The following is a 19,841-nucleotide window of genomic DNA, read 5'->3' as shown; positions in this document are numbered from 1 at the left end:
CTTTCTGCTCAGATTTCGAGTAAATAGTTACTAAAATAATTATTACAATGGGGGAACCTCCGCAACGGAATGGCTCAACTTTTTAAGACAAATTTTGAATTTTAAATTGGTATCAGTCTATATCTGTGGTTTGATTTGAAAGATATCAAATTTGTACGATATCTATTCAAGTTCAAGAAGTCTCATGATGATGAAGGTTGCACCTGCTGTTGTAGTATTGGGTCAAAATAGTGTGGAAATAGCCCGTAAAATCATCGGCGTTTTACCAGGGGCGACGCTGTACGGTTTAGCAGGACGAACCTCTGGGGTTGATGTTAGCTTTACGAATTTTGGTGAAACACTACGAGAGTTGTTTGTTGGCGGAACACCGATTATAGGTATCTGTGCTGCGGGTATTCTCATTAGAACACTAGCACCCCTGATTTCTGACAAACGCCAAGAACCGCCAGTCTTGGCTGTGGCGGAGGATGGTAGCGCTGTTGTGCCTTTGTTGGGTGGACTTAATGGAGTGAATGATTTATCACGACGTATTGCTGAGGTACTTGAGGTTAAACCAGCAATCACCACAACAGGTGATATTCGTTTCCGCACAGCCTTGTTATCTCCTCCCCCTGGATATCATTTAGCAAACCCAGACGACGCAAAGACATTCATCTCAGATTTGTTAGCAGGGGCGCAGGTAAAGTTGTTAGGAACAGCCCCTTGGTTAAGTAATAGTCAGTTACCTATTGACCCTAAAGGAGATTTAACTATCCAGGTGACAGAACGCTTGGTGACTCCCACAGCGAATTGTCTGGTGTATCATCCCCAAACTGTAGCGATCGCTCTCACTGACACCTCTGTTACTGTAGACTCAATACAAGAGTTACTAGCCGACGCTGGACTTGTACCTGCATCAATTGCTGGAGTATTTGCACCCATCACTATTGCCTCTAGCCCAGCAATTCACGCTGTAGCTCATGTCTTCGGTGTACCAACCCGATTTTTCACATTAAATCAACTAGAAACCTTACTCACACAAGGTTATAGTGTTGCCCAAGCAGCAGCGTTAACCGCCACAGGTAAATCTGGTCAATTAATTTCTTCATCTTCCCATCTAGCGATAACCATTTCCCCCCAAACCATCGACCCTAATACTATTGGTCAACCACGGGGGCGATTAGCAATTATTGGTACTGGCCCTGGCGGTTCACAATGGATGTCTCCTGAGGTGAAGGAAATACTCAAGTCAGCCACTGACCTAGTAGGTTACAAAACTTATTTAGATTTAGTTGGTTCCCTGGCTGAGGGTAAGCAACGCCACGAGTCAGACAACCGCGAAGAACTGGCACGAGCAACAATGGCACTTGATTTAGCTGCGACTGGGCGATACGTGGCTGTCGTTTCTTCTGGCGACCCTGGTATCTATGCAATGGCGGCTGCTGTGTTTGAAGTCCTTGATTATCACTCTAAACCAGAATGGGAGAGTATTGACATTCATGTTGCACCAGGGATTTCCGCCATGCAAGCCGCCGCCGCTACCATTGGCGCACCCTTGGGACATGATTTTTGTGCTATTTCTCTATCTGACATCTTGAAGCCCTGGTCAATTATTGAACAACGCATTGCAGCAGCAGCCCAAGCTGATTTTGTCATTGCTTTTTACAATCCTGTTTCTAAAGAGCGCACTTGGCAATTAGCAGAAGCGAGAAATATATTATTGCGATATAGAAAACCCTCTACTCCGGTAGTATTAGCACGAAATATTAGCAGACCAGGACAAACTGTAAAAGTAATCACTCTTGATCAACTAGTACCAGATAGCGCTGATATGCGGACAGTCATCCTTGTTGGTTCCACACAAACCCGGATTATTCAGCGTATTGATGATAGTCTCTGTGTTTATACACCCCGTCGATATAGTGCTGGTTGATGATTGGCAAATTCAGCCGAGTAGGTTATGGAGGAGTAAAAGAATACAAAATATTATTACTTGAATTTGTGAATAAAGTAAAACCCCAGAACTGGGAATTTCTGGGGATATTAACCTGACCACCTCTACTTTTATAATTGAAAAAATGGGTTAGAAAATAAATTTTTGCAGACCTAAATATCTCATTTGTGTCTATAAAATAACTAGAAAAATATATCATTATTTGCTAGATGATACTTTACGGAAACATGGACTGCAAAAAACATCATATACCTATAGTTTGAAGCATGATAATTGTGTATTTACCTTGGATATTACGTTCATAAAACTGCGGCAATGAAGATATAATTCAATTATTTATGTCTAAAATGATGGCTTAATAGTATTGATTTATTATTTTAGATTCGCAAAAATAAAAACATCATGATTCAAACATGATTGTAGCCGATTACAGTGACAGAAAGCCTCATCAATGTCTGCACACGCAGGCATTTTTTATTGCCGAAAACTGTTATTCACATAATTTGGTTTTATTGTGCCAAGTTACTTATAGTATTTCTTATTTTAGTGAGTTAAATCTCGTAATTGGAAACTGGCTACAGTAGTTTCTCGATGGCTATGGTCTTTGACCAACCGGAAGTCATCGCTAGATGATAAAATTTGTTTACTATAATATGAGCTAATCATCTACATATATTTATTTGATTCAATGATAAATAAGTAACAATACTCTTGTCACCTGTCCCTACCATATCCCAAAAACAAGGGCTGATGAGGCAACATAATCTCCTGATGGACAATCATTGTCACTGTAAGATTTAATCGGAGTATTCTGAGTTGTCAGAATTAATTTCCAAGGAACCCCATGAATAAATTCATCTTGACCTTAATTTCTAGTCCTGTTTTGATAGCATCTATCTTGTCTATGACCGTTGTGGTTAATCAAGCACAAGCAATTGAGCCAGAAGTCAAAAACACAGACCGACTAACCTGTATTAGAAATAAACATAGAGTAGGATTAGTTTGTGCTAGAGCTTCTGTTTTAGCTCAAGTGCCTCAATATGAGCGAGAAATAGAATTTTCACAAGATGAGACTCCCATGTTGGAATTCAATATCGCAGAAAGTGATATCGCCGTTGCCTTGTTTGACTGCGACTGTCCTGCTTGCATTAATTCTTTACGCAAAATGCGCGGTGTCACTCCCTTAGTGTACTAAAAGTTACCCAAGCAAAGGAAATGTCAGTGACTGACATCCACAATATCTGGGTATTGTCATTTAATGACAATATGAGAGGCAGTCGGTTAGCGACTGCCTCAACTTTATTAGGGTGACTATTGTTACCCTAGTGTATTTTCTCTCCATCAATGACAGCCAGCCCAAGTTATCCATCTGTGGGAGATACCCAAGCGCAAAACGCTACCGGTAAGTTCTTGTTCTGTAATCATAGCTCCTGAGAAATTTGCACCTCTGAGTTCTGCTTCCATGACATTACTACCAATCAAATTTGCTTGTTTGAGATTAGCGCCACTCAAATCAGCACCACTCATTTCCGCCTCGCTCAGGTTAGCTCTGAATAGATTTGCCAAAATTAAAGTAGCAGTCCGTAAATCGGCTCGACTGAGATTGCTTTCTTTGAGATTGGCTCTGATTAAATCTGCACCAATGAAGTTCACCTCACTCAAGTTAGCACCACTCAAGTTAGCACCACTCAAGTCTGCATCGGTTAAATTAGCACGACTGAGATTACATCCACTCAAATTCGCTTGACTGAGGTTGGCTCCACTTAAATCAGCTTCGGCAAAATTTGTCCCACTCAAATCAGCAGCGTAAAGGTTAGCTTGATGCAGATTTGCTCTATGGAATTTCCTTTCTCCTGCTGCATATAAATCTAGGAGCTTATTAGCATCCATAATGACACCTCTGAATTTTTGTGTGTAAGTAAGTCTAGTTGTGAATCCACACTAACCACACCACACCAAAGACAATCTGTTGAGTTGTCAACAACTAGAATTTTAGAAGAAACTTGTAGTTTTATTGTGCTAGCGTTTTCAGTATTTTGCACAATTACTTAATGAAAAAATATAATCCCTACCATACAAGGATTGCTGGCTTATGAGTGTGGTTGTTTGCTCAGATGTTACTCAAAACCAGTGTAATCTGATTTTTAGCGATCGCACTGGGCGATCGCTTCGTTGGTATGATTCTAGTATGCTTAGGGACTTCCAGAAAATAAAATATTCAATGGGTAAGAGCAAATATTATCGTTGGATTTTTCCTCCCCTGCTTCCCCTGCTTCCCCTGCCCCCCCTGCTCACCAAAGCAGTGGTATATTTTTTTAGTTGGAAGTCCCTGATCTGGCGATCACATTATTTTTAACAAGGCATCAAGGCATCTAATCTGCTAAGTACTGCCATATCTTCAGCATCTAACTCTAAAGGTGTACCACTGCGAATTAGTTCAGCAAAGTCTTCATTGGGAACCATAATTGTTAATGTGTATAAGCGAGTAGAACCTGTATTTTTAATTAGATGGGTGCCGGTGGCGGGTACTAATAAACTATCTCCGGCCTTAATGGCAACTTTCTTGCCATCACAAATGGCCATACCTTGCCCTTTGATGACAAAAAACATCTCTACCGCCCATTGATGGCGATTAGGTGGTGTTTGTCCACCTGGTTCAAAAATTTCTACACAGCAAGTTAGGGAAGTATTAGCATTGGTGGAATCAAAAATAATGGCTAACCGATTTGTATCGTGAGGACTAATACGATATACTTGGTAGTCCTTGGGAGATTTAATAACTGGAATTACGCAACGAGTAGCTGGCATTTATTTATCCCCTCCTGTTGCTTCAGGATGATTTAGGGCTGTGAACATTGCTTGTGAGTCACTAACAAAACCAAAGCATTGCTTGACGTTATATAAGGTCGATAGCCAACAATAATCGGGAGAAGTTGTAGCAGTGCAATCTTTGACTAAAATGCAGTCGTATCCTAAGAAGTTAGCATCACATAAGGTAGTCAGTACACATTGATCGGCGTTGACACCAGCAAAAAATAATGTTGTAATTCCCAGATTCCGTAAAATACTATCTAAAGGCGTGTCCCAAAAGCCACTCATGCGATATTTATCCACATAAATATCTTTTGGTGATTGCTGGAGGTCGTCTACGACTGCTGCCGCCCAACTACCTGCCATCAGTACTCTAGCACCATTTTTGGGTAAGCGATCGCCTAATCCCACCCCATCCCCTGTAGGATTGTAAACATGAAGCACATTGGCGCTAATATTCATGAGGTCTGGACGATTGCCCCAATTTAACCAAATTACAGGCACACCAACAGCACGTAGTTCTGGCAATAGCTTATTTAAAGGTGCGATGGGTTTACTGGCTGGTGTCACGTCTACGCCGATATGCGCTAACCAGCCATCAGGGTGACAAAAGTCATTTTGCATATCAATGACGAGAATGGCGGTTTTGGCTAAGTCTAGGCGTAGAGTTTTGGTTTCTGTTGATAAGATAACGGGTTGTGGGGTCTTTGGCGGACGAGTGATATCTGCGATCGTTTGATTCACTACCCAAGCGTTTGGTGCTACTCCCAATGTGCGTAAAGACTGATCCATAAAATTGTATTAGCCAAGATAATTACTATTTTGTACCTTGAAATCATCTTGAGCGTTTAATTACTTAATTAAGGTTAAAACCGTGACTTTCACTATCCAAAATGTTTTGATTGCTACTGATGATGATTACATCACCACTGACGTGCAGATTGTGGACGGTAAAATCGCCGCCATTGCTCCAAATTTAGATGTTGTGGGTACTACCATTGATGGTAAACATAAGCTGTTACTGCCGGGTTTCGTCAATGCTCACACCCACTCATCAGAAATGTGGCAAAGAGGGGGAATCTCGGTTTTTCCCTTAGAGTTATGGTTAGCAGAGTTATATGATTCTGCACCCGTTGATATAGAAAAGGTTTATCTGAGTGCTTTGGGGACAGCTGTAGAAACTTTACTCTCTGGGGGAACTAGTGTAGTAGATCACTTGGTACTAATTCCTGGGGAGGAGTTAGAAACGATCGCTAGTGCAGTCCGCGCTTACAAAGAGGTGGGGATTCGGGCTTTTATCGCCCCTTTAATTCAAGATGAATCCCTTACGGCTGGGCTACCTTCCGGGGAATCTACCCAAACCCATGAGCCTTTTTTCCGTTCCACATCTGACACATTAGAACTGGTCGAGGAGGCGGTAAGACGGTTTCATCGTCCAGATGAAGGTATCAGTATTTTAGTTGCACCAACGGGGATTCAGTTGTGTACAGATGCGTTATTTGAGGGATGTATTGAGTTAAGCGATCGCTACAATCTTTGTCGTCACTCTCACTTATTGGAAACTAAAGCCCAAGAAAAACTTGCTCAAGAAAAATACGGTTGTACTGCTGTTACCCATCTGCAACGGATTGGTTTTTTAAGCGATCGCACTTCTTTAGCTCATTGTGTTTGGTTAAATGATGCTGATATTACCATTCTCGCAGAAACTCAATCTACAGTAGTTCACAACCCCTTAAGTAATTTACGTTTAGGTAGTGGTATTGCCCCCATTTTAAAATATCGCCAAGCTGGGGTAAATGTAACTTTTGGTTGTGATGGTGCTTCTAGTAATGACTCCCAAGATTTGTTAGAAGCTATTAAGATTGGTTCTATTTTGCATAACGTTACAGACTTCGATTATCGATACTGGATTTCACCCAGACAAGCAATAGAAATGGCATCTTTAGGCGCTGCCAAAGGACTCAACTTAGCAGATAAACTTGGTTCAATTGGTATTGGTAAACAAGCCGATTTAGTACTTTATGACCTGACTAATTTATCATTAATTCCCCGTACAGACCCTATTGCTTTATTGGTTTTAGGTCGTCCTACTAATGTTGTTGATAGTGCTTGGGTCAATGGCAAACAAATTATTGCTAATGGTCAAGTAACTACGATTAATGTTGATAAATTGCGAGAAGAATTATTTAATCTCAGCGAATGGGTGACTAAACGTCCATCTGAAACTGTCGCACAATTTGAGTTGCATTACCGTACAGTTATGGGTTTGTCAGAATGAAAATTGCACAGGTTTAATTATTGGCAACTATACGGAAAATGAATGTAGAGACGAGATTAATCTTGTTTCTACATTTTTTTATAAAAATAAAAACACCTATAGCGATCGCTCACGGCATATATTGTATTTAATTATACTAATTTGCATCGGACTTTGTAAAATCAACCTAATAGAAAATTATAGCAAGAAAATATAAGATATTTTGGTAGAGTAGTTGAAAAAAGATAGCAATAAGTTTAAAGTATTATCTAAATAAATCACGGTTGTACAAGCATATAGATTTAGTAAAACCTGAAAATTATGATGATTTGATATTCATAACTTACTAAAAATATTATCAACTAAGGCATTTGCAAAATAGTTGACTGTTGAGAGTGTAAATGATAAAGAGACAAAAACTAGACCCCAAAACAGAAAATCTTCTGCCAGTAACAGCAAAAGCATGACAAAAGCAACCACAGCATTACCTAGAGGCTGGAAAACACCCCCAATATCACCTTTAGTAGGTCTAGTTTTGGGACTAATGATTCTACTAATTTGTTTGATTTACAGTGTGACGCTGGGTGCAGCAGAAATACCTCTGGAGAAGATTTTGGCATCCTTTGTCACCTTTGATGGTTCCTATGAACACTTAGTGATTCAGACTGTCAGATTACCGCGATCGCTCGTTGCTATTCTTGTAGGTGCGGCCTTAGCTGTATCGGGAGCCTTAATGCAAGGTTTGACGCGCAACCCCCTAGCAGATCCAGGGATTTTGGGTATTGAGTCAGGAGCCGCACTGGCAGTTGTTGCCACAATTTTTGTTTTTGGCAGCTCGTCTTTGAGCATTTTAACCATTGTCGCCTTTCTGGGCGCAGGAGCCACGGCAATCTTAGTCTACTTCCTGGGTTCTCTGGGACGAGGAGGAGCTACACCCTTAAATCTCACCGTAGCAGGCGCAGCGCTCACGGCTCTGATTTCTTCTCTCACCACGGCTATTTTGATCGTCAGTCAAAGAACCTTAGAAGAAATTCGCTTTTGGTTAGCTGGTTCCCTAGCTGGAAGGGATCTCAATATCCTTTTGCAAGCATTACCTTTCGTTGTTATTGGTTTAGCACTCGCCTTTACCCTTGGTAGACAAATTACCACGATGAGTCTTGGTGAAGATATAGCCAAAGGCTTGGGTCAAAAGACAGCATGGGTAAAAATTATGACTGCTATCAGCGTAGTTTTGCTGGCAGGAAGTTCCGTATCCCTCGCCGGGCCAATTGGCTTTATTGGCTTAGTTGTTCCCCACATCGTGAGATTTTTCATTAAAGCTGATTATCGTTGGATTTTGCCCTACTCCGCAGTCTTAGGTGCAACTTTACTCTTGGTTGCAGATATCGCTGCCCGTGTCTTACTCAGACCCCAGGAATTACCCGTGGGTGTAATGACAGCATTGGTTGGCGCTCCCTTCTTTGTGTACTTGGCTAAGTCAAAGGTGAAAAAATGAAAGTAGATTGGCTAGTCATCCGTTCTTCGGCGGTATCTTTGCGGATTGACCGACGTGTACCACCAATGCTGTTGTGTTTGACGGTAATTATTGTATTGGTGATGGTGATAAATCTAGGGCGCGGTGAGTATCCCATCGCCCCATTAGATATCATCAAAACCGTCTTGGGTGTAAATACAGGCAATCCAGACCATGCCTTCGTAATTCACAACCTACGTTTACCCCGTACCCTTGTGGCTTTTATGGTGGGAGTGGCGTTTGCTATTTCTGGCACAATTTTCCAAGGGTTGACACGCAATCCCCTAGCTGATCCTGGTATTATCGGCATCAATGCTGGGGCAAGTCTAGCAGCAGTCACAGTAATTGTACTTTTTCCCTCAGCACCAATTTACGCATTACCACTTTCAGCTTTTGCTGGTGCTTTGGTGATGGCTGCTTTAATTTACTCCCTAGCTTGGAATCAAGGTAGTTCCCCCATTTTACTAATTTTAATGGGTGTGGGCTTATCAGCGATCGCCTCTGCCTTTACCAGCCTACTGATTACCTTTGGCGAAATTTACAGCGTCAGCGATGCTCTTGTTTGGTTAGCTGGTAGTGTCTACGGACGCACCTGGGAGCAAGTTTTTTCTTTCTTACCTTGGTTAATTATTTTCGTCCCCATCGCCTTGACACAAGCCAGACATTTGAACGCTTTAAATTTAGGAGATGATATTGCCAGAGGTTTAGGTAGTCGGGTGGAACGGCAACGTGCTTTACTCGTGCTTGTAGGTGTAGCCTTGGCAGGTGCAGGAGTAGCAACGGCGGGAATGATTGGCTTTGTGGGTTTAATTGCACCCCATTTAGGCAGACAGTTGGTCGGTACAAATCATCAAGGCTTAATTCCTACCTCAGCATTGTTGGGGGGAGTAATTGTCGTAGCGGCAGATTTATTAGGTAGAACCTTATTTGCACCTATCGAGATTCCTTGTGGAGTAGTAACGGCTGCTATTGGCGCTCCTTATTTTCTTTATTTGTTAATTCGTAATCGTAAAAAATAAACCAGGAAAATATCAATTATGAAAGGACTATCAACCAAAGGTCTGTCTTTAGCTTACGATGGCGTGTCAATTATTCGTGACCTCAATTTAGTTATACCTACCGGACAAATTAGTGCTTTAGTTGGTGCGAATGGTTGCGGGAAATCAACTCTGTTAAGAGGTCTGGCCAGGTTACTCAAACCTCACGGTGGCATAGTATATCTTGATGGCACTTCCATTGTTAATCTTTCCACCAAAGAAGTAGCGCAAAGATTGGGAATTTTGCCCCAAAGTCCAGTTGCACCAGAAGGATTAACAGTCAGAGATTTGGTTGCACAAGGACGCTACCCTTATCAAAATTGGTTACAACAGTGGTCAGCCAAAGATGAAAGAATAGTCAAACAGGCACTAGAAATTACAGACTTATTAGAGTTGGCAGATAGAGCATTAGATACCTTATCTGGTGGTCAACGTCAAAGAGCTTGGATTGCGATGGCACTAGCGCAAGATACAGATATTTTACTCTTAGATGAACCGACTACTTTTTTGGATTTAGCCCACCAAATAGAAGTTTTGGATTTATTGTATGACTTGAACCAGCATCAGGGACGGACTATCGTCATGGTACTGCACGATTTAAATCAAGCTTGTCGTTATGCTGATTACCTAGTTGCGGTGAAAGATGGTCGGATTTTCACGGCTGGAGAACCCAAGCAGGTCATGACGGAAGAGATGGTACAGGAGGTTTTTAGCCTAGAATGTCGCGTTGTTACTGACCCAGTTGTCGGCACACCGATGTGTGTTCCCATCGGCCGCAAAGGAGAGAGTAAATTACAAACCAAATATTCCAGCAATTAATCTGATGAAAAAATCTCCGCGCCCCTCCGCGTTTAACTCCGCGCCCCTCTGCGTTCAAAAACATTAATTCTGCGCCTCGCTTAACACCTAATTTCGTAGTAAGGATATTAATTTTTTATAGGACTAAAGTCCTTACTACAAACTTTTAGGGCTGTAACTTCAGCGCTTCCACAGCCGATATACCCTCACCCTGTGTGCCAAAATACCACAAAGCACCAGCCGCCTCAGCACGAGTTACAGGTTTTTTCGGTTGAAAAAGTGTTGTATAACCAAATACTCGCCGAATATTTGATTGTTCACCATTTTGAAAATCAGCTAAAACAGCTCTCAAAGCCTTGGGGTCGATTTTCCCCGCATCTTGGAAACCCCAAGTTTCCTTAACTGCATCCAAGTTAGCAATAGGTAGAGCTTGACGAGTATCTAGGGGTAATTTCCACAAAATCAACTGTTCCCTTGTCAGGGGTGCATCAGGACGGAATAAAACTGCTGTCGCCTCTCCCGACAAAGGGCTAGGAATTAAACCAGCTTCGGCTAACCCTTGAATAACTGGAAAATCAGGATCTTGAGACGACACATCAGTAAAAGCCGCTTGTGTACTTTCCACAGCTAAACGAATTTGCTTTGCTGAATTATTAGCATACATGGCATTATTAGCAGCCACTAACCAACGAGCATATTCTCGGCGAGTAACAATTTTACCGGGTTCAAATTGGTTGCTTGCGGTATTGTTATTCTTAGTCGCAGAAGATTTTGCACCAAAAACACCCAATGCAGCTAAATCTTGGATATATTGTCGCAGTTGTTGTGGTGCTTTATTTAGATCGCTAATTTCCGATGTGGCTGTAGCAGTGGTTGAATTATCTGTTGTCCAATTTGCAGGTGGAACCGGGCCTATCAACTGAGTCTCTCCAGTCGGAGGATTATTAGATGGCGCTGTAGCTGTGCTATTACGGACGTACTCAATTTGTATTGCTGTAGATGTTTGGGGTTGATTTGCTGCGGCGTTAGTCACCGATTTTGGTTGAACCGACACCTTTACTAGTAAATCGTCACGCCGTGCCTCAAATGTACCTTCTACATCATCGGTTGGCTGTTGCAAAATCTGCCAATTGTTTGTCTGAAACTGGTTACGATAAAAACTAGTAATAAAATTGCTGGGATCTGAACTCAACCAACGAGTTGATACTCGGTTTTCTGAACCACTAGCAGGGGTGACTTGCTGTAGTTGAGCGTTGTTATATAAAGGTATATCTGGAGGAAAACCAGCCGGTAATTGAATTGAGGGTTGATTTTGCTCCGGTGGTTGGGCTTCACCCTCCTTAGCTTCCCCAAATATCACTTGATTACTTTGCAATCTCGGATCTGCTGCCAAAGACTGTTCCAGATTTTTGGCAGTTGGAGTACTAGCACAGGCTGTCAAAGAAGTCAATAAAACAGCCAAACTCAAGACTAAAGCTGGTCGTTTACAAGGAAGCACAGGAAATCACAAAATGCGTGTCAATTTCTACCCTAGCGCAGACTATGACCCTAACGCTAAAGTTGAAAAAAAATCTGTCATTATTCTGTGGACTGTGGACTATGGACTAAAGTCTTAATGAAAATTGTCGCAACAAAGCAAACTTGATCATTCTTACCGGAGTTGTAGAACCTTGAATAACTGGCGGACGTAAAAAACGACCCACAGCCAAACGGGCAATTCCCTTGAGACGAGCTTGCAATCTTACTGTCAGAAATTTCCATGTTCCACCCTGTTCGCCGACGGCATACAAAGGTGTAAAGGCAAGTTTACCGTATAAAACATCGGCGCGATGAACTTTACTTAAATTATTCTGCTGATGTTCTGGATTTGGCAAACCTCCATGTTCTCCATAGTTACGCCAAGGGATATAGTTTTTCAGCTTGCGGTTGAGGAGGAATTTATCAATATCAGAATCCCAAGTTGAGTATTGAGTGGCTCCTATTTTTTCTGTAACTTCATTAGCCAGTTCTAATAGATAGATGGCACTTTGTGAATTGACAATATAAGCAACTGCGGAAGTTGAGAAACCTTGAGCATAGCCTTCCGGTGAAACATGATAAACTTGCGGCGCACAAGTGTAAAGCCAGCTAATACCAACATCACTTTGCTTAGGATTAAAAGGTAAAGGCAACTTACCAAAGCCAACCACTGGCACAAAATCCGCTTCAATAATCAGAGTTGGTTTATCTGTTTGGGCTGCTTTTTCCCAAGCATGGCGATGATTTAGTAAACACAAATAACTGCGAGAAAAGTTTTGAAATTCCGGTTTGCTTTCTTGGCGGAGGACTTCATAATGAAATCCTTCTTTAGTTAGTGTTGCTTCTAATTTATCAGTTGATTCCTTATGAGCAATAATCAAAACTCTGTCAATGTAATTAATTAGATAATTATTAACCAGGTCTTGTTGGTTCATAGTTTTAATTAATCTTCAAGTTGGGGTGCAGGCAACTCATTTAATACTCGCCAAAGGATAGTATAACTACCATCAGAGCGTTTACGTACTGGTCGGAAAGCAATAATCATATCACTACTACGAATCTGATTTAACTGGTTTATGTAGCTGCTCTTTTCTAAATTAGAAATTTGACCATTGAGAATAATCTCTGGTAATTGGAATTGCAGCGATCGCACTAAATAAGTATGATTCAATTTAGCGGTGGCACTGGCAAGAATTACCTGATTGTGCTGCCAATTCTGGTCTTTACCAGTCACAAACCGCCTTCTGTCTACTTGTAAGGCTTCTAATTGTTTGGGAGGTTGGTAGTTGAGGAAAAACTCTCGTGTTGAAGTAGGTACAGCTTTCAGGCTATTATCCAATTTTTCTAGCGGCACATCGCCCATATCTACCATAAAGCTGTAATTTACTCCCTCATGCTGGAGTTGGAAGCGATCATCTACAAGATGAAGTGTTAAGCTGGGATTAAGCTCCCCCTGAGTGTTATCCAAAGTCGGAAAAGAATAGCGATCGCTCACCCTAGACTGTAATCGGTTCGACAATGTATTGAGTGGACGCTGGTAAGCTGAAGCAGGCAAAACCCGAAAAATCCCAGTACGTGGTAATCGTAAAAACTGAGCATAGGTTTCCGGTTCTTGTGGGTCAAGTCCGTAAGCAAAACGATCAAGTGCTGTCACCGTTTCCTGTGCATCTCTAAACTTTGTTTCCGGGGGAAATACTATCTGCGCGGCTGTCAACAACTGCTTGGCCTTTGCCAGTATATTTAATGCTGCGTCTGGTGGTGCGATCGCAGGTTGCATCGGTGGTACATAATTGGCTATGGCTGTTTTACCAACTCTACCGATAATTGGTAGTGCAGATGGGGCGATAACTGTGGTAAACTGTGGCGATGCTTGTTGATTAGTTGGTGCTAGATTTGGTTCTCTGGTTGATAAAGGCGTTGCTGGCTTTCCCAGATTCGGATGTTGTACTGGTGCAATAGTTAGTATTGGATCTGAATTACGTTCACCACTGACTAAAGGTAAGCGTCTGACTAAGCCTAATTCACCACGGCGAGACAAGAGTTTATCTAACATCGGCGCAAGTTTTAATAATTCCTGGCTAGAAGCAGACAAAGCGCAATAAACCTTTGTTTGTGATTCGCTCAACTGGTCAGATAGAGGGGAAGCATTTGTCAGGTTACACAAATTATGACGGCTACGGTGCAGCCGTTTGAGAAACCCTTCTACCGTTTTAGTTTGTACATTTAATTGTCCCCGGACAGCACGCATCCGATTAGCATCTGGAGAAACCAGGGCTTGTTCAATGCGTACAATCAAATCTAGCTGTTGCTGAAGCAGACGACTGGCTTCAGTATAAAAATTTTCATCAGTTGACTCAACAGCCAGAGTATGATTATTAGACACAGACTGATATTGTAGGGCAAAAGCGTTTCCCGCAAAGCCAGTCACCAAAAAAGGTAACAAAATGGGAAAAAATATGTATCTCATCTCAAAAACCCTGTGTGGATAGGTGTAGTAAGAATCTAAAATAGATATTAAATTGAAAAAAGAACGACCACCGACAACTGTCAGTCTATTCTAATTTCCGCAAAGCGTCGCCGGGTTGTTACCAGTGCTGAAACACGATTACATGCAAGTTTCCCAGGATCAGCCTATTTATTCTGAGGCTCCACTCCAGCTGTTGCTGTTCGTTGATGGACGACCCAAGTCCAAACAGCAGGTGCAGCGTATCCGTGCTTACTTAAAACACTTGCAGGCTGAGTATAACTTTGAACTTCAAATTATTGATGTCGGGCAACAACCATACTTAGCAGAACACTTTAAGTTAGTCGCCACGCCAGCTTTAATTAAAATTCACCCGGAACCCAGACAGATTTTAGCCGGCAGTAACATTATTACTCAACTAAAAAACTGGTGGCCCCGTTGGCAAGCAGCCGCAGATGCTTATGTCAAATTACAGGAAGAGTTACAAGAACGTGTAGATGATAATGGTCGGGTAGCCCAACCTAAATCAACTATCACTTCCGTCGCTGTTTCTGCCGAACTTCTCAAGCTTTCAGACGAAATTTTTCATCTGAAACAAGAAAAAGAAAAACTACTAGAGCAGTTACAGTTTAAAGACAGAGTAATTGCCATGTTAGTTCATGACCTCCGTAATCCCTTAACCGCAGCAGCGATCGCCATCGAAACTCTACAATCTAACTACAACCCAGACAATGCCCAATTTCAACGCTTAAAACCAGCATTGGTAGTCAATTTATTAAGACAAGCCCGCACTCAAACTAAAACAATTGATAAAATGATTGCGGATCTTTTGCAGGTGGGTCGGGGTAATGATACAGAGTTCCACATTATACCACATAAAATCGAAATAGGCTCACTTTGCTTAGATGTTCTAGAAGAACTGCGCGATCGCTACACCACCAAAGCGCAAAAGGTCGAAACAGACATTCCCCAAGATTTACCTCGTGTCTACGCTGACCCCGAACGCATCCGGCAAGTACTGATAAATTTACTAGATAATGCCATCAAATACACCCCAGAAGGTGGCACAATTAACATCGCCGGATTACACCGTACTACTCAAAAAGTACAATTTAGCATTGGTGACACCGGCCCCGGTATTCCCATAGAGAATCGAGAACGTATATTTGAAAACCACTATCGCCTAGAACGAGACGAAGCAAAAGAAGGCTACGGCATCGGTCTTTCCTTGTGCCAAAGGATCATCCGCGCCCACTATGGTCAAATTTGGGTAGACTCTAACCCTTACGGTGGAGCATGGTTTCACTTCACACTACCCGTATACCCATCTTAGGGTGCAGAGGAGCCGGGGAGGATAAATATTGACTATGAACTAATGACCAATGACCATTGAATATTAACTTTCCTCCCACTGACAAACACGATTCCGTCCTGCTTCCTTCGCCTGATAAAGAGCTTTATCTGCCGCCGCAATTAAATCACAGGGCGAAGATTCCCACGTGGGGATTATGGTTGCTACACCCATACTGAGAGTAATATGTTGACTCACGGCAGATTTATCATGGACTATTTGCAGATTCCTGACACTAGCTTGTATAGTTTGGGCAACATAAATTGCTCCTGCTGCGTGAGTATATGGCATAATCACCGCAAATTCTTCACCACCATAACGGGCTACCAAGTCTCGATGCTTCTGAGCTTTGTAGCTTAAAACAGCCCCTACTTTTTGTAAACAGATGTCCCCGGCTGGATGACCATACTGGTCATTGTAAAATTTAAAAAAATCGATATCACACAAAATCAGCGATAGAGGAGCGTTCTCCTGGACTAGGTTAATCCATTGCGTGTTTAAGTAATTATCAAAGCGACGACGATTTGCTAATCCAGTTAAGCCATCCACATTGGCTAAGTGCTGTAAAGCTAAGTTAGCTGCCTCTAACTGTTTATAAACTTGTGCTTGCTGTAGCAATCTTCGTAAGCGTTGACGCAACACAGCCCAGTGAATAGGCTTAGTAATATAATCAGTTGCCCCAGCTTCAAAAGCACGATCCACAGATTCTGCATCATTTAAACTTGTAATCATCAAAATAGGAGTACGTTCCCACAATTTTGAGATGATGGTGCTACCTAAGCCAGAGTCTGTATCTAAATTTGCCAAGGCGGAAATCAGGTTATTTCTGGCAATATGCAGTAGTTGCTTACAGCAAGTGAAACCATCCATTACAGGCATCATAGCATCTAGCAACACTATATCTGGTTTAACAGTCTCATAAGCGTCTAAGCACTGTTTACCATCTGTTACTTCTACTACTCGATAGCCCTCTCTTTCCATAGCTTCACGCAACAGCATTCTGATGGTCTTGTCATCATCAGCCACCAAAATCACAGGAGGTTTTTTAGAAAGAGAATATGGGCTTATGCCTGACATGAGTTGCGTTCCATAGAAAATCAGAGTTCTGAGGACTGAAAAACTGGGAAAAGCTTCACCCTCATAGCTAAATTACTTATGAGCGATCGTTTCTTAGGGTTAGTTATAACTTCAGCAAATTTTTTGTGAGTGTGTAGACAAAAGTCTATACGGCATTTAACAATGCTGAGAAATACTGAAATAGATAGCAGTCCTATATCTGTTTTAGCTATAGACCGCCCCATAATTTGCAGATCAGAATCTGGAGTAATACAAGGTTGAGTACACATTTAATAGAGATAACAAAGGTAATTTTTCATTACCCATATCCTTATGATTATGATAAGAAATATTACTTTTATGTTTCCCGTTTGATACAGCATAATTACAGTATTAAGCAAAAATTTAAATGTGAAAGCTAATTTTTAACTACAAAAGTTCTTTTATATAGAAACTTTAAAAACTTAAAAAGTATATGAATCATCGAACTACAAAAGAAATACAGAGGAAAATACACGTTTCTATCACTGGAATTGAACCAATTGAACACAGTTGAAAAACCTGAAAATAATCAGTGTATGAGAAAATTACTTAGACTTTATAAGCTTATTATCAAGCTATTAACATAATTTGATTTTTCTGACATTGATTGGCAACCTAACTACAGAATTGCCCCATGATTTATGGTGATTTTTTAGAGAGAGCAGAAGCTAGAGACTCAAAGCAAGGGTAATCTACCACATCCATCTGAAATAAAATTCTTGGTTTATTTTGGAAATATACGTAGACAAGTCATCCACTCAAAGAATTTACAGTGGTCATTGACTAGCATATTTGGGTATATCTGGGTTGTGATAGCTCACAATACGGTACAAAACTTAAAATTAGTTACCAGTTGTTTAATAATTTTTACATACATTTATAGCTACAAAATTTGTATGGATTTTTCTAAAAAACTAATTTATCTTAATAAAATCTATGTACACAATTCATAGCATCTTTGCAATGCCAGATCCCTTAATGTATCAACTGGATAACTTTGTTGTCCTAGAAACCAACCAACCAGAACAATTCCTCACCAGCGCCGAATTATTAGAAAAACTCAAGGGGGAATTACAAAAAATTGATTTTTCAGATTTACCCCTGGAGCTACAACAATTTGATTCTTTGCAGGTTCAAGCGCAACACTTAATCGATACCAGTTGCGAGTTGGACGTAGGCGCAGGAAAATATTTGCAGTGGTACGCAGTGCGGTTGGAAAAGTAGAGACGTTATATACAACGTCTCTATAAATTATTGAACTATTGACTATTGACTGTCGACTCTTGAATGAGGGTAATCAATGCTAATTCAATTTTGTCTTCATCTACTTGAGTAATTTTCACTTCTACTCCTGGGCCAAAGTACTTGGTCATTTTTTCTTGCTTTTGTTGCCAATCGCTCATTGATATTTCCGGTGAGTCAAATTCTAAAATTAGGGTATAGGCTCCACTAGTTTCTGTTTCTCGTAGACCTGTAACTATTGGTCTTTCATCATCTGTAGGACTTAATCCCAAGTAAGACAGCGCTCCGTCTAAATGAGCATCTTGCCCGTAACAATATCGAGTGATATCTTTACGGATTTTATTTTGAGTGACCGTTGCTTGCTGCTGGCGCAAGAGTAACACGGATTGTATTGTCGGTTGACTAAAAGCTATGGGCTTGAGTTCATTAGCTTTGAGCGCTAGTCCTCCCAGTAGTAGAGGAAACCCATAAAAAAATCCGACCAAGTTTAGTGTGGCGTTATTTGCAGCATAAGCAACAAAGCCAACAATGGTTAATATGCTGCCGATGCTTAAACCAAGTGTTCCCAAAGAGATTTGGCGTAACATGAGATGAGATAGGATAAATTCTTAACACATTAGTTTTATTATCATCGGTTATGAGTGACAACTTAGGAAAGAGTAGCTGCTCTGAGCCTTGAGTTTCTCATTGAATTCAGCTACATGACCGAAAAAAGGATACAATCACTCAATAATTCAAAATATCCTACAGAAAGCACAAGCGCTACAAAATTCAAAGTTAAAAACAGTTAAATTAAGCGGTTTCCACTCCTTCTTAACTAATACTACTTGTAGATACAAGGGTCTTAAACCCTTGAATTTACGATAAGTTTATAGATAGAGAAAAAAATTTCTTCGCATACCGTCTCGTAAAAAAGGGATTGATGCACCTTTTTTGAGTTAACTTTAAATTTGAAACTACTTTCAGGATGAAAAATAATGGATTTATCAACTCTCAAAGAAAGAATTACAGCAGTTCAAAGTAAACGTGAGTACTTACTGAGCCTTTTAGAGCAACCCAACCTGGGAATTTTAAGAGTTGATGTGAATCAAGCTTTGGAAGAACTGGATGAATTGATTGAAGAATATAGACGAACTATTCCAGAAACAGGAAATAATTAAGCTGAATTAGAAACTAATAAAAATTGCGTCGGTGCTACCGTCTAAAAACGGTTTTACCGACGCTCTTGAATGATAATAATTTCCCAAGTCCCCATTTTTAAGCTATACCAATTTAGTTAAGCGACGTAACCAGCTTTAGTTATTTTGAATTGGAACCATCCCCTGCACGTCGTCCCAATTGTCTTACCAAAGCAATAAGTTCTTTGGTAGACACATCTTTTTTACAAACATCATCAAAGTTGGGTGTTGTATGCGTGTTCAGAAGACTTGTATCTTCTACTGACGAATAAGCTAGTATTTGCGTGTTGGGAGAAATGGCTTTAATATGACAAGAAGCACTCCAACCATCCATGACTGGCATTTGTAGGTCTAGAACAATGACATCAGGATTACAGTCTCTTACCATTTCTATAGCTTCTTGACCATTACTGGCCAGACCCACTACTTGAATATTTTCCTGAGCAGAAAAAGCTAATTGTAAGGTTAAACGAGTCAGTTCATGATCGTCAACCACTAGAACCTTTAAGGTAGAGGACTCACAGGAGAACATTAACATTCCCAAGAACAACTCAATACGATATTTTTTATAGTTTATGGGAACAAGTACCAACAATTACTCTATCCTATGGTTGAATAATTTGTACACAACCATAAAGATT

19 protein-coding genes are annotated in these 19,841 nt (G+C 40.9%); 9 read left to right on the top strand and 10 right to left on the bottom strand.

What is annotated here, in order from left to right; translation table 11 throughout:
* Positions 1-184 precede the first annotated feature (184 nt).
* Positions 185-1,912 carry a precorrin-3B C(17)-methyltransferase gene (gene cobJ, locus H6G18_RS10255; protein ID WP_242040262.1) on the top strand — a complete coding sequence of 576 codons (1,728 nt, stop codon included), beginning with the start codon at positions 185-187 and terminating at the stop codon, positions 1,910-1,912.
* Positions 1,913-2,476: 564 nt separating this feature from the next.
* On the opposite strand, the gene H6G18_RS25005 is transcribed toward cobJ, so the two are convergent.
* The gene (locus H6G18_RS25005) at positions 2,477-2,599 is read right to left on the bottom strand and encodes a hypothetical protein (protein WP_277875579.1); all 123 of its coding nucleotides are present in this window, start codon (positions 2,597-2,599) and stop codon (positions 2,477-2,479) included.
* A 178-nt stretch (positions 2,600-2,777) separates the two neighbouring features.
* On the opposite strand from H6G18_RS25005, the gene H6G18_RS10250 reads away from it, so the two are divergent.
* On the top strand, positions 2,778-3,128 hold the full coding sequence (locus H6G18_RS10250; RefSeq protein ID WP_190406995.1) for a hypothetical protein: 351 nt from the start codon (positions 2,778-2,780) through the stop codon (positions 3,126-3,128).
* A 146-nt stretch (positions 3,129-3,274) separates the two neighbouring features.
* Here the strand turns inward: H6G18_RS10250 and H6G18_RS10245 are convergent, their stop codons facing one another.
* The 3 genes from H6G18_RS10245 to H6G18_RS10235 form a co-directional block, all read right to left on the bottom strand.
* On the bottom strand, positions 3,275-3,823 hold the full coding sequence (locus tag H6G18_RS10245; protein ID WP_190406994.1) for a pentapeptide repeat-containing protein: 549 nt from the start codon (positions 3,821-3,823) through the stop codon (positions 3,275-3,277).
* A gap of 462 nt (positions 3,824-4,285) precedes the next feature.
* Entirely contained in the window at positions 4,286-4,741 is a 456-nt protein-coding gene (locus H6G18_RS10240; RefSeq protein WP_190406993.1) for a cupin domain-containing protein, read from the bottom strand.
* Positions 4,742-5,536 (bottom strand): cysteine hydrolase family protein, encoded by a 795-nt coding sequence (locus tag H6G18_RS10235; RefSeq protein ID WP_190406992.1) that lies wholly within the window; start codon positions 5,534-5,536, stop codon positions 4,742-4,744.
* A gap of 82 nt (positions 5,537-5,618) precedes the next feature.
* Between H6G18_RS10235 and H6G18_RS10230 the strand changes: the two genes are divergently transcribed.
* The 4 genes from H6G18_RS10230 to H6G18_RS10215 all read left to right on the top strand — a co-directional run bounded on the left by H6G18_RS10230 (position 5,619) and on the right by H6G18_RS10215 (position 10,370).
* Positions 5,619-7,022 (top strand): amidohydrolase, encoded by a 1,404-nt coding sequence (locus H6G18_RS10230; protein ID WP_190406991.1) that lies wholly within the window; start codon positions 5,619-5,621, stop codon positions 7,020-7,022.
* Between the two features lie 442 nt (positions 7,023-7,464).
* A complete protein-coding gene (locus H6G18_RS10225) occupies positions 7,465-8,496 on the top strand; it encodes a FecCD family ABC transporter permease (protein WP_190406990.1) in 1,032 nt (343 codons plus the stop codon).
* On the top strand, positions 8,493-9,533 hold the full coding sequence (locus H6G18_RS10220) for a FecCD family ABC transporter permease (RefSeq protein WP_190406989.1): 1,041 nt from the start codon (positions 8,493-8,495) through the stop codon (positions 9,531-9,533). The genes H6G18_RS10225 and H6G18_RS10220 overlap by 4 nt, the downstream gene beginning before the upstream one ends.
* Positions 9,534-9,551: 18 nt before the next feature.
* Positions 9,552-10,370, top strand: a complete 819-nt coding sequence (locus tag H6G18_RS10215) for an ABC transporter ATP-binding protein (RefSeq protein ID WP_190406988.1) — start codon at positions 9,552-9,554, stop codon at positions 10,368-10,370.
* 145 nt (positions 10,371-10,515) lie between these two features.
* On the opposite strand, the gene H6G18_RS10210 is transcribed toward H6G18_RS10215, so the two are convergent.
* From H6G18_RS10210 to H6G18_RS10200, 3 genes are all read right to left on the bottom strand, one after another.
* Positions 10,516-11,847 carry an S-layer homology domain-containing protein gene (locus H6G18_RS10210; RefSeq protein WP_190406987.1) on the bottom strand — a complete coding sequence of 444 codons (1,332 nt, stop codon included), beginning with the start codon at positions 11,845-11,847 and terminating at the stop codon, positions 10,516-10,518.
* A 106-nt stretch (positions 11,848-11,953) separates the two neighbouring features.
* A complete protein-coding gene (locus H6G18_RS10205) occupies positions 11,954-12,802 on the bottom strand; it encodes an LPS biosynthesis glycosyltransferase (protein ID WP_190406986.1) in 849 nt (282 codons plus the stop codon).
* A gap of 8 nt (positions 12,803-12,810) precedes the next feature.
* On the bottom strand, positions 12,811-14,334 hold the full coding sequence (locus H6G18_RS10200) for a hypothetical protein (RefSeq protein ID WP_190406985.1): 1,524 nt from the start codon (positions 14,332-14,334) through the stop codon (positions 12,811-12,813).
* 124 nt (positions 14,335-14,458) lie between these two features.
* On the opposite strand from H6G18_RS10200, the gene H6G18_RS10195 reads away from it, so the two are divergent.
* Positions 14,459-15,664 (top strand): histidine kinase, encoded by a 1,206-nt coding sequence (locus tag H6G18_RS10195; protein WP_190406984.1) that lies wholly within the window; start codon positions 14,459-14,461, stop codon positions 15,662-15,664.
* 63 nt (positions 15,665-15,727) lie between these two features.
* Here the strand turns inward: H6G18_RS10195 and H6G18_RS10190 are convergent, their stop codons facing one another.
* Positions 15,728-16,759 (bottom strand): response regulator, encoded by a 1,032-nt coding sequence (locus tag H6G18_RS10190; RefSeq protein ID WP_190406983.1) that lies wholly within the window; start codon positions 16,757-16,759, stop codon positions 15,728-15,730.
* A gap of 984 nt (positions 16,760-17,743) precedes the next feature.
* On the opposite strand from H6G18_RS10190, the gene H6G18_RS10185 reads away from it, so the two are divergent.
* On the top strand, positions 17,744-18,004 hold the full coding sequence (locus tag H6G18_RS10185) for a chlororespiratory reduction protein 7 (protein ID WP_190406982.1): 261 nt from the start codon (positions 17,744-17,746) through the stop codon (positions 18,002-18,004).
* Between the two features lie 35 nt (positions 18,005-18,039).
* Here the strand turns inward: H6G18_RS10185 and H6G18_RS10180 are convergent, their stop codons facing one another.
* Positions 18,040-18,609 (bottom strand): DUF2854 domain-containing protein, encoded by a 570-nt coding sequence (locus H6G18_RS10180; protein ID WP_190406981.1) that lies wholly within the window; start codon positions 18,607-18,609, stop codon positions 18,040-18,042.
* 390 nt (positions 18,610-18,999) lie between these two features.
* Between H6G18_RS10180 and H6G18_RS10175 the strand changes: the two genes are divergently transcribed.
* Positions 19,000-19,182: a hypothetical protein gene (locus H6G18_RS10175; RefSeq protein ID WP_190406980.1), complete on the top strand. Its 183-nt coding sequence runs from the start codon at positions 19,000-19,002 to the stop codon at positions 19,180-19,182.
* A gap of 139 nt (positions 19,183-19,321) precedes the next feature.
* On the opposite strand, the gene H6G18_RS10170 is transcribed toward H6G18_RS10175, so the two are convergent.
* Positions 19,322-19,738, bottom strand: a complete 417-nt coding sequence (locus H6G18_RS10170; protein ID WP_190406979.1) for a response regulator — start codon at positions 19,736-19,738, stop codon at positions 19,322-19,324.
* Positions 19,739-19,841: the final 103 nt, after the last annotated feature.

It is taken from the genome of Anabaena subtropica FACHB-260, from assembly GCF_014697105.1.
GTDB lineage: Bacteria > Cyanobacteriota > Cyanobacteriia > Cyanobacteriales > Nostocaceae > Trichormus > Trichormus subtropicus.
This window is presented reverse-complemented; position numbering and strand designations above follow the sequence as displayed.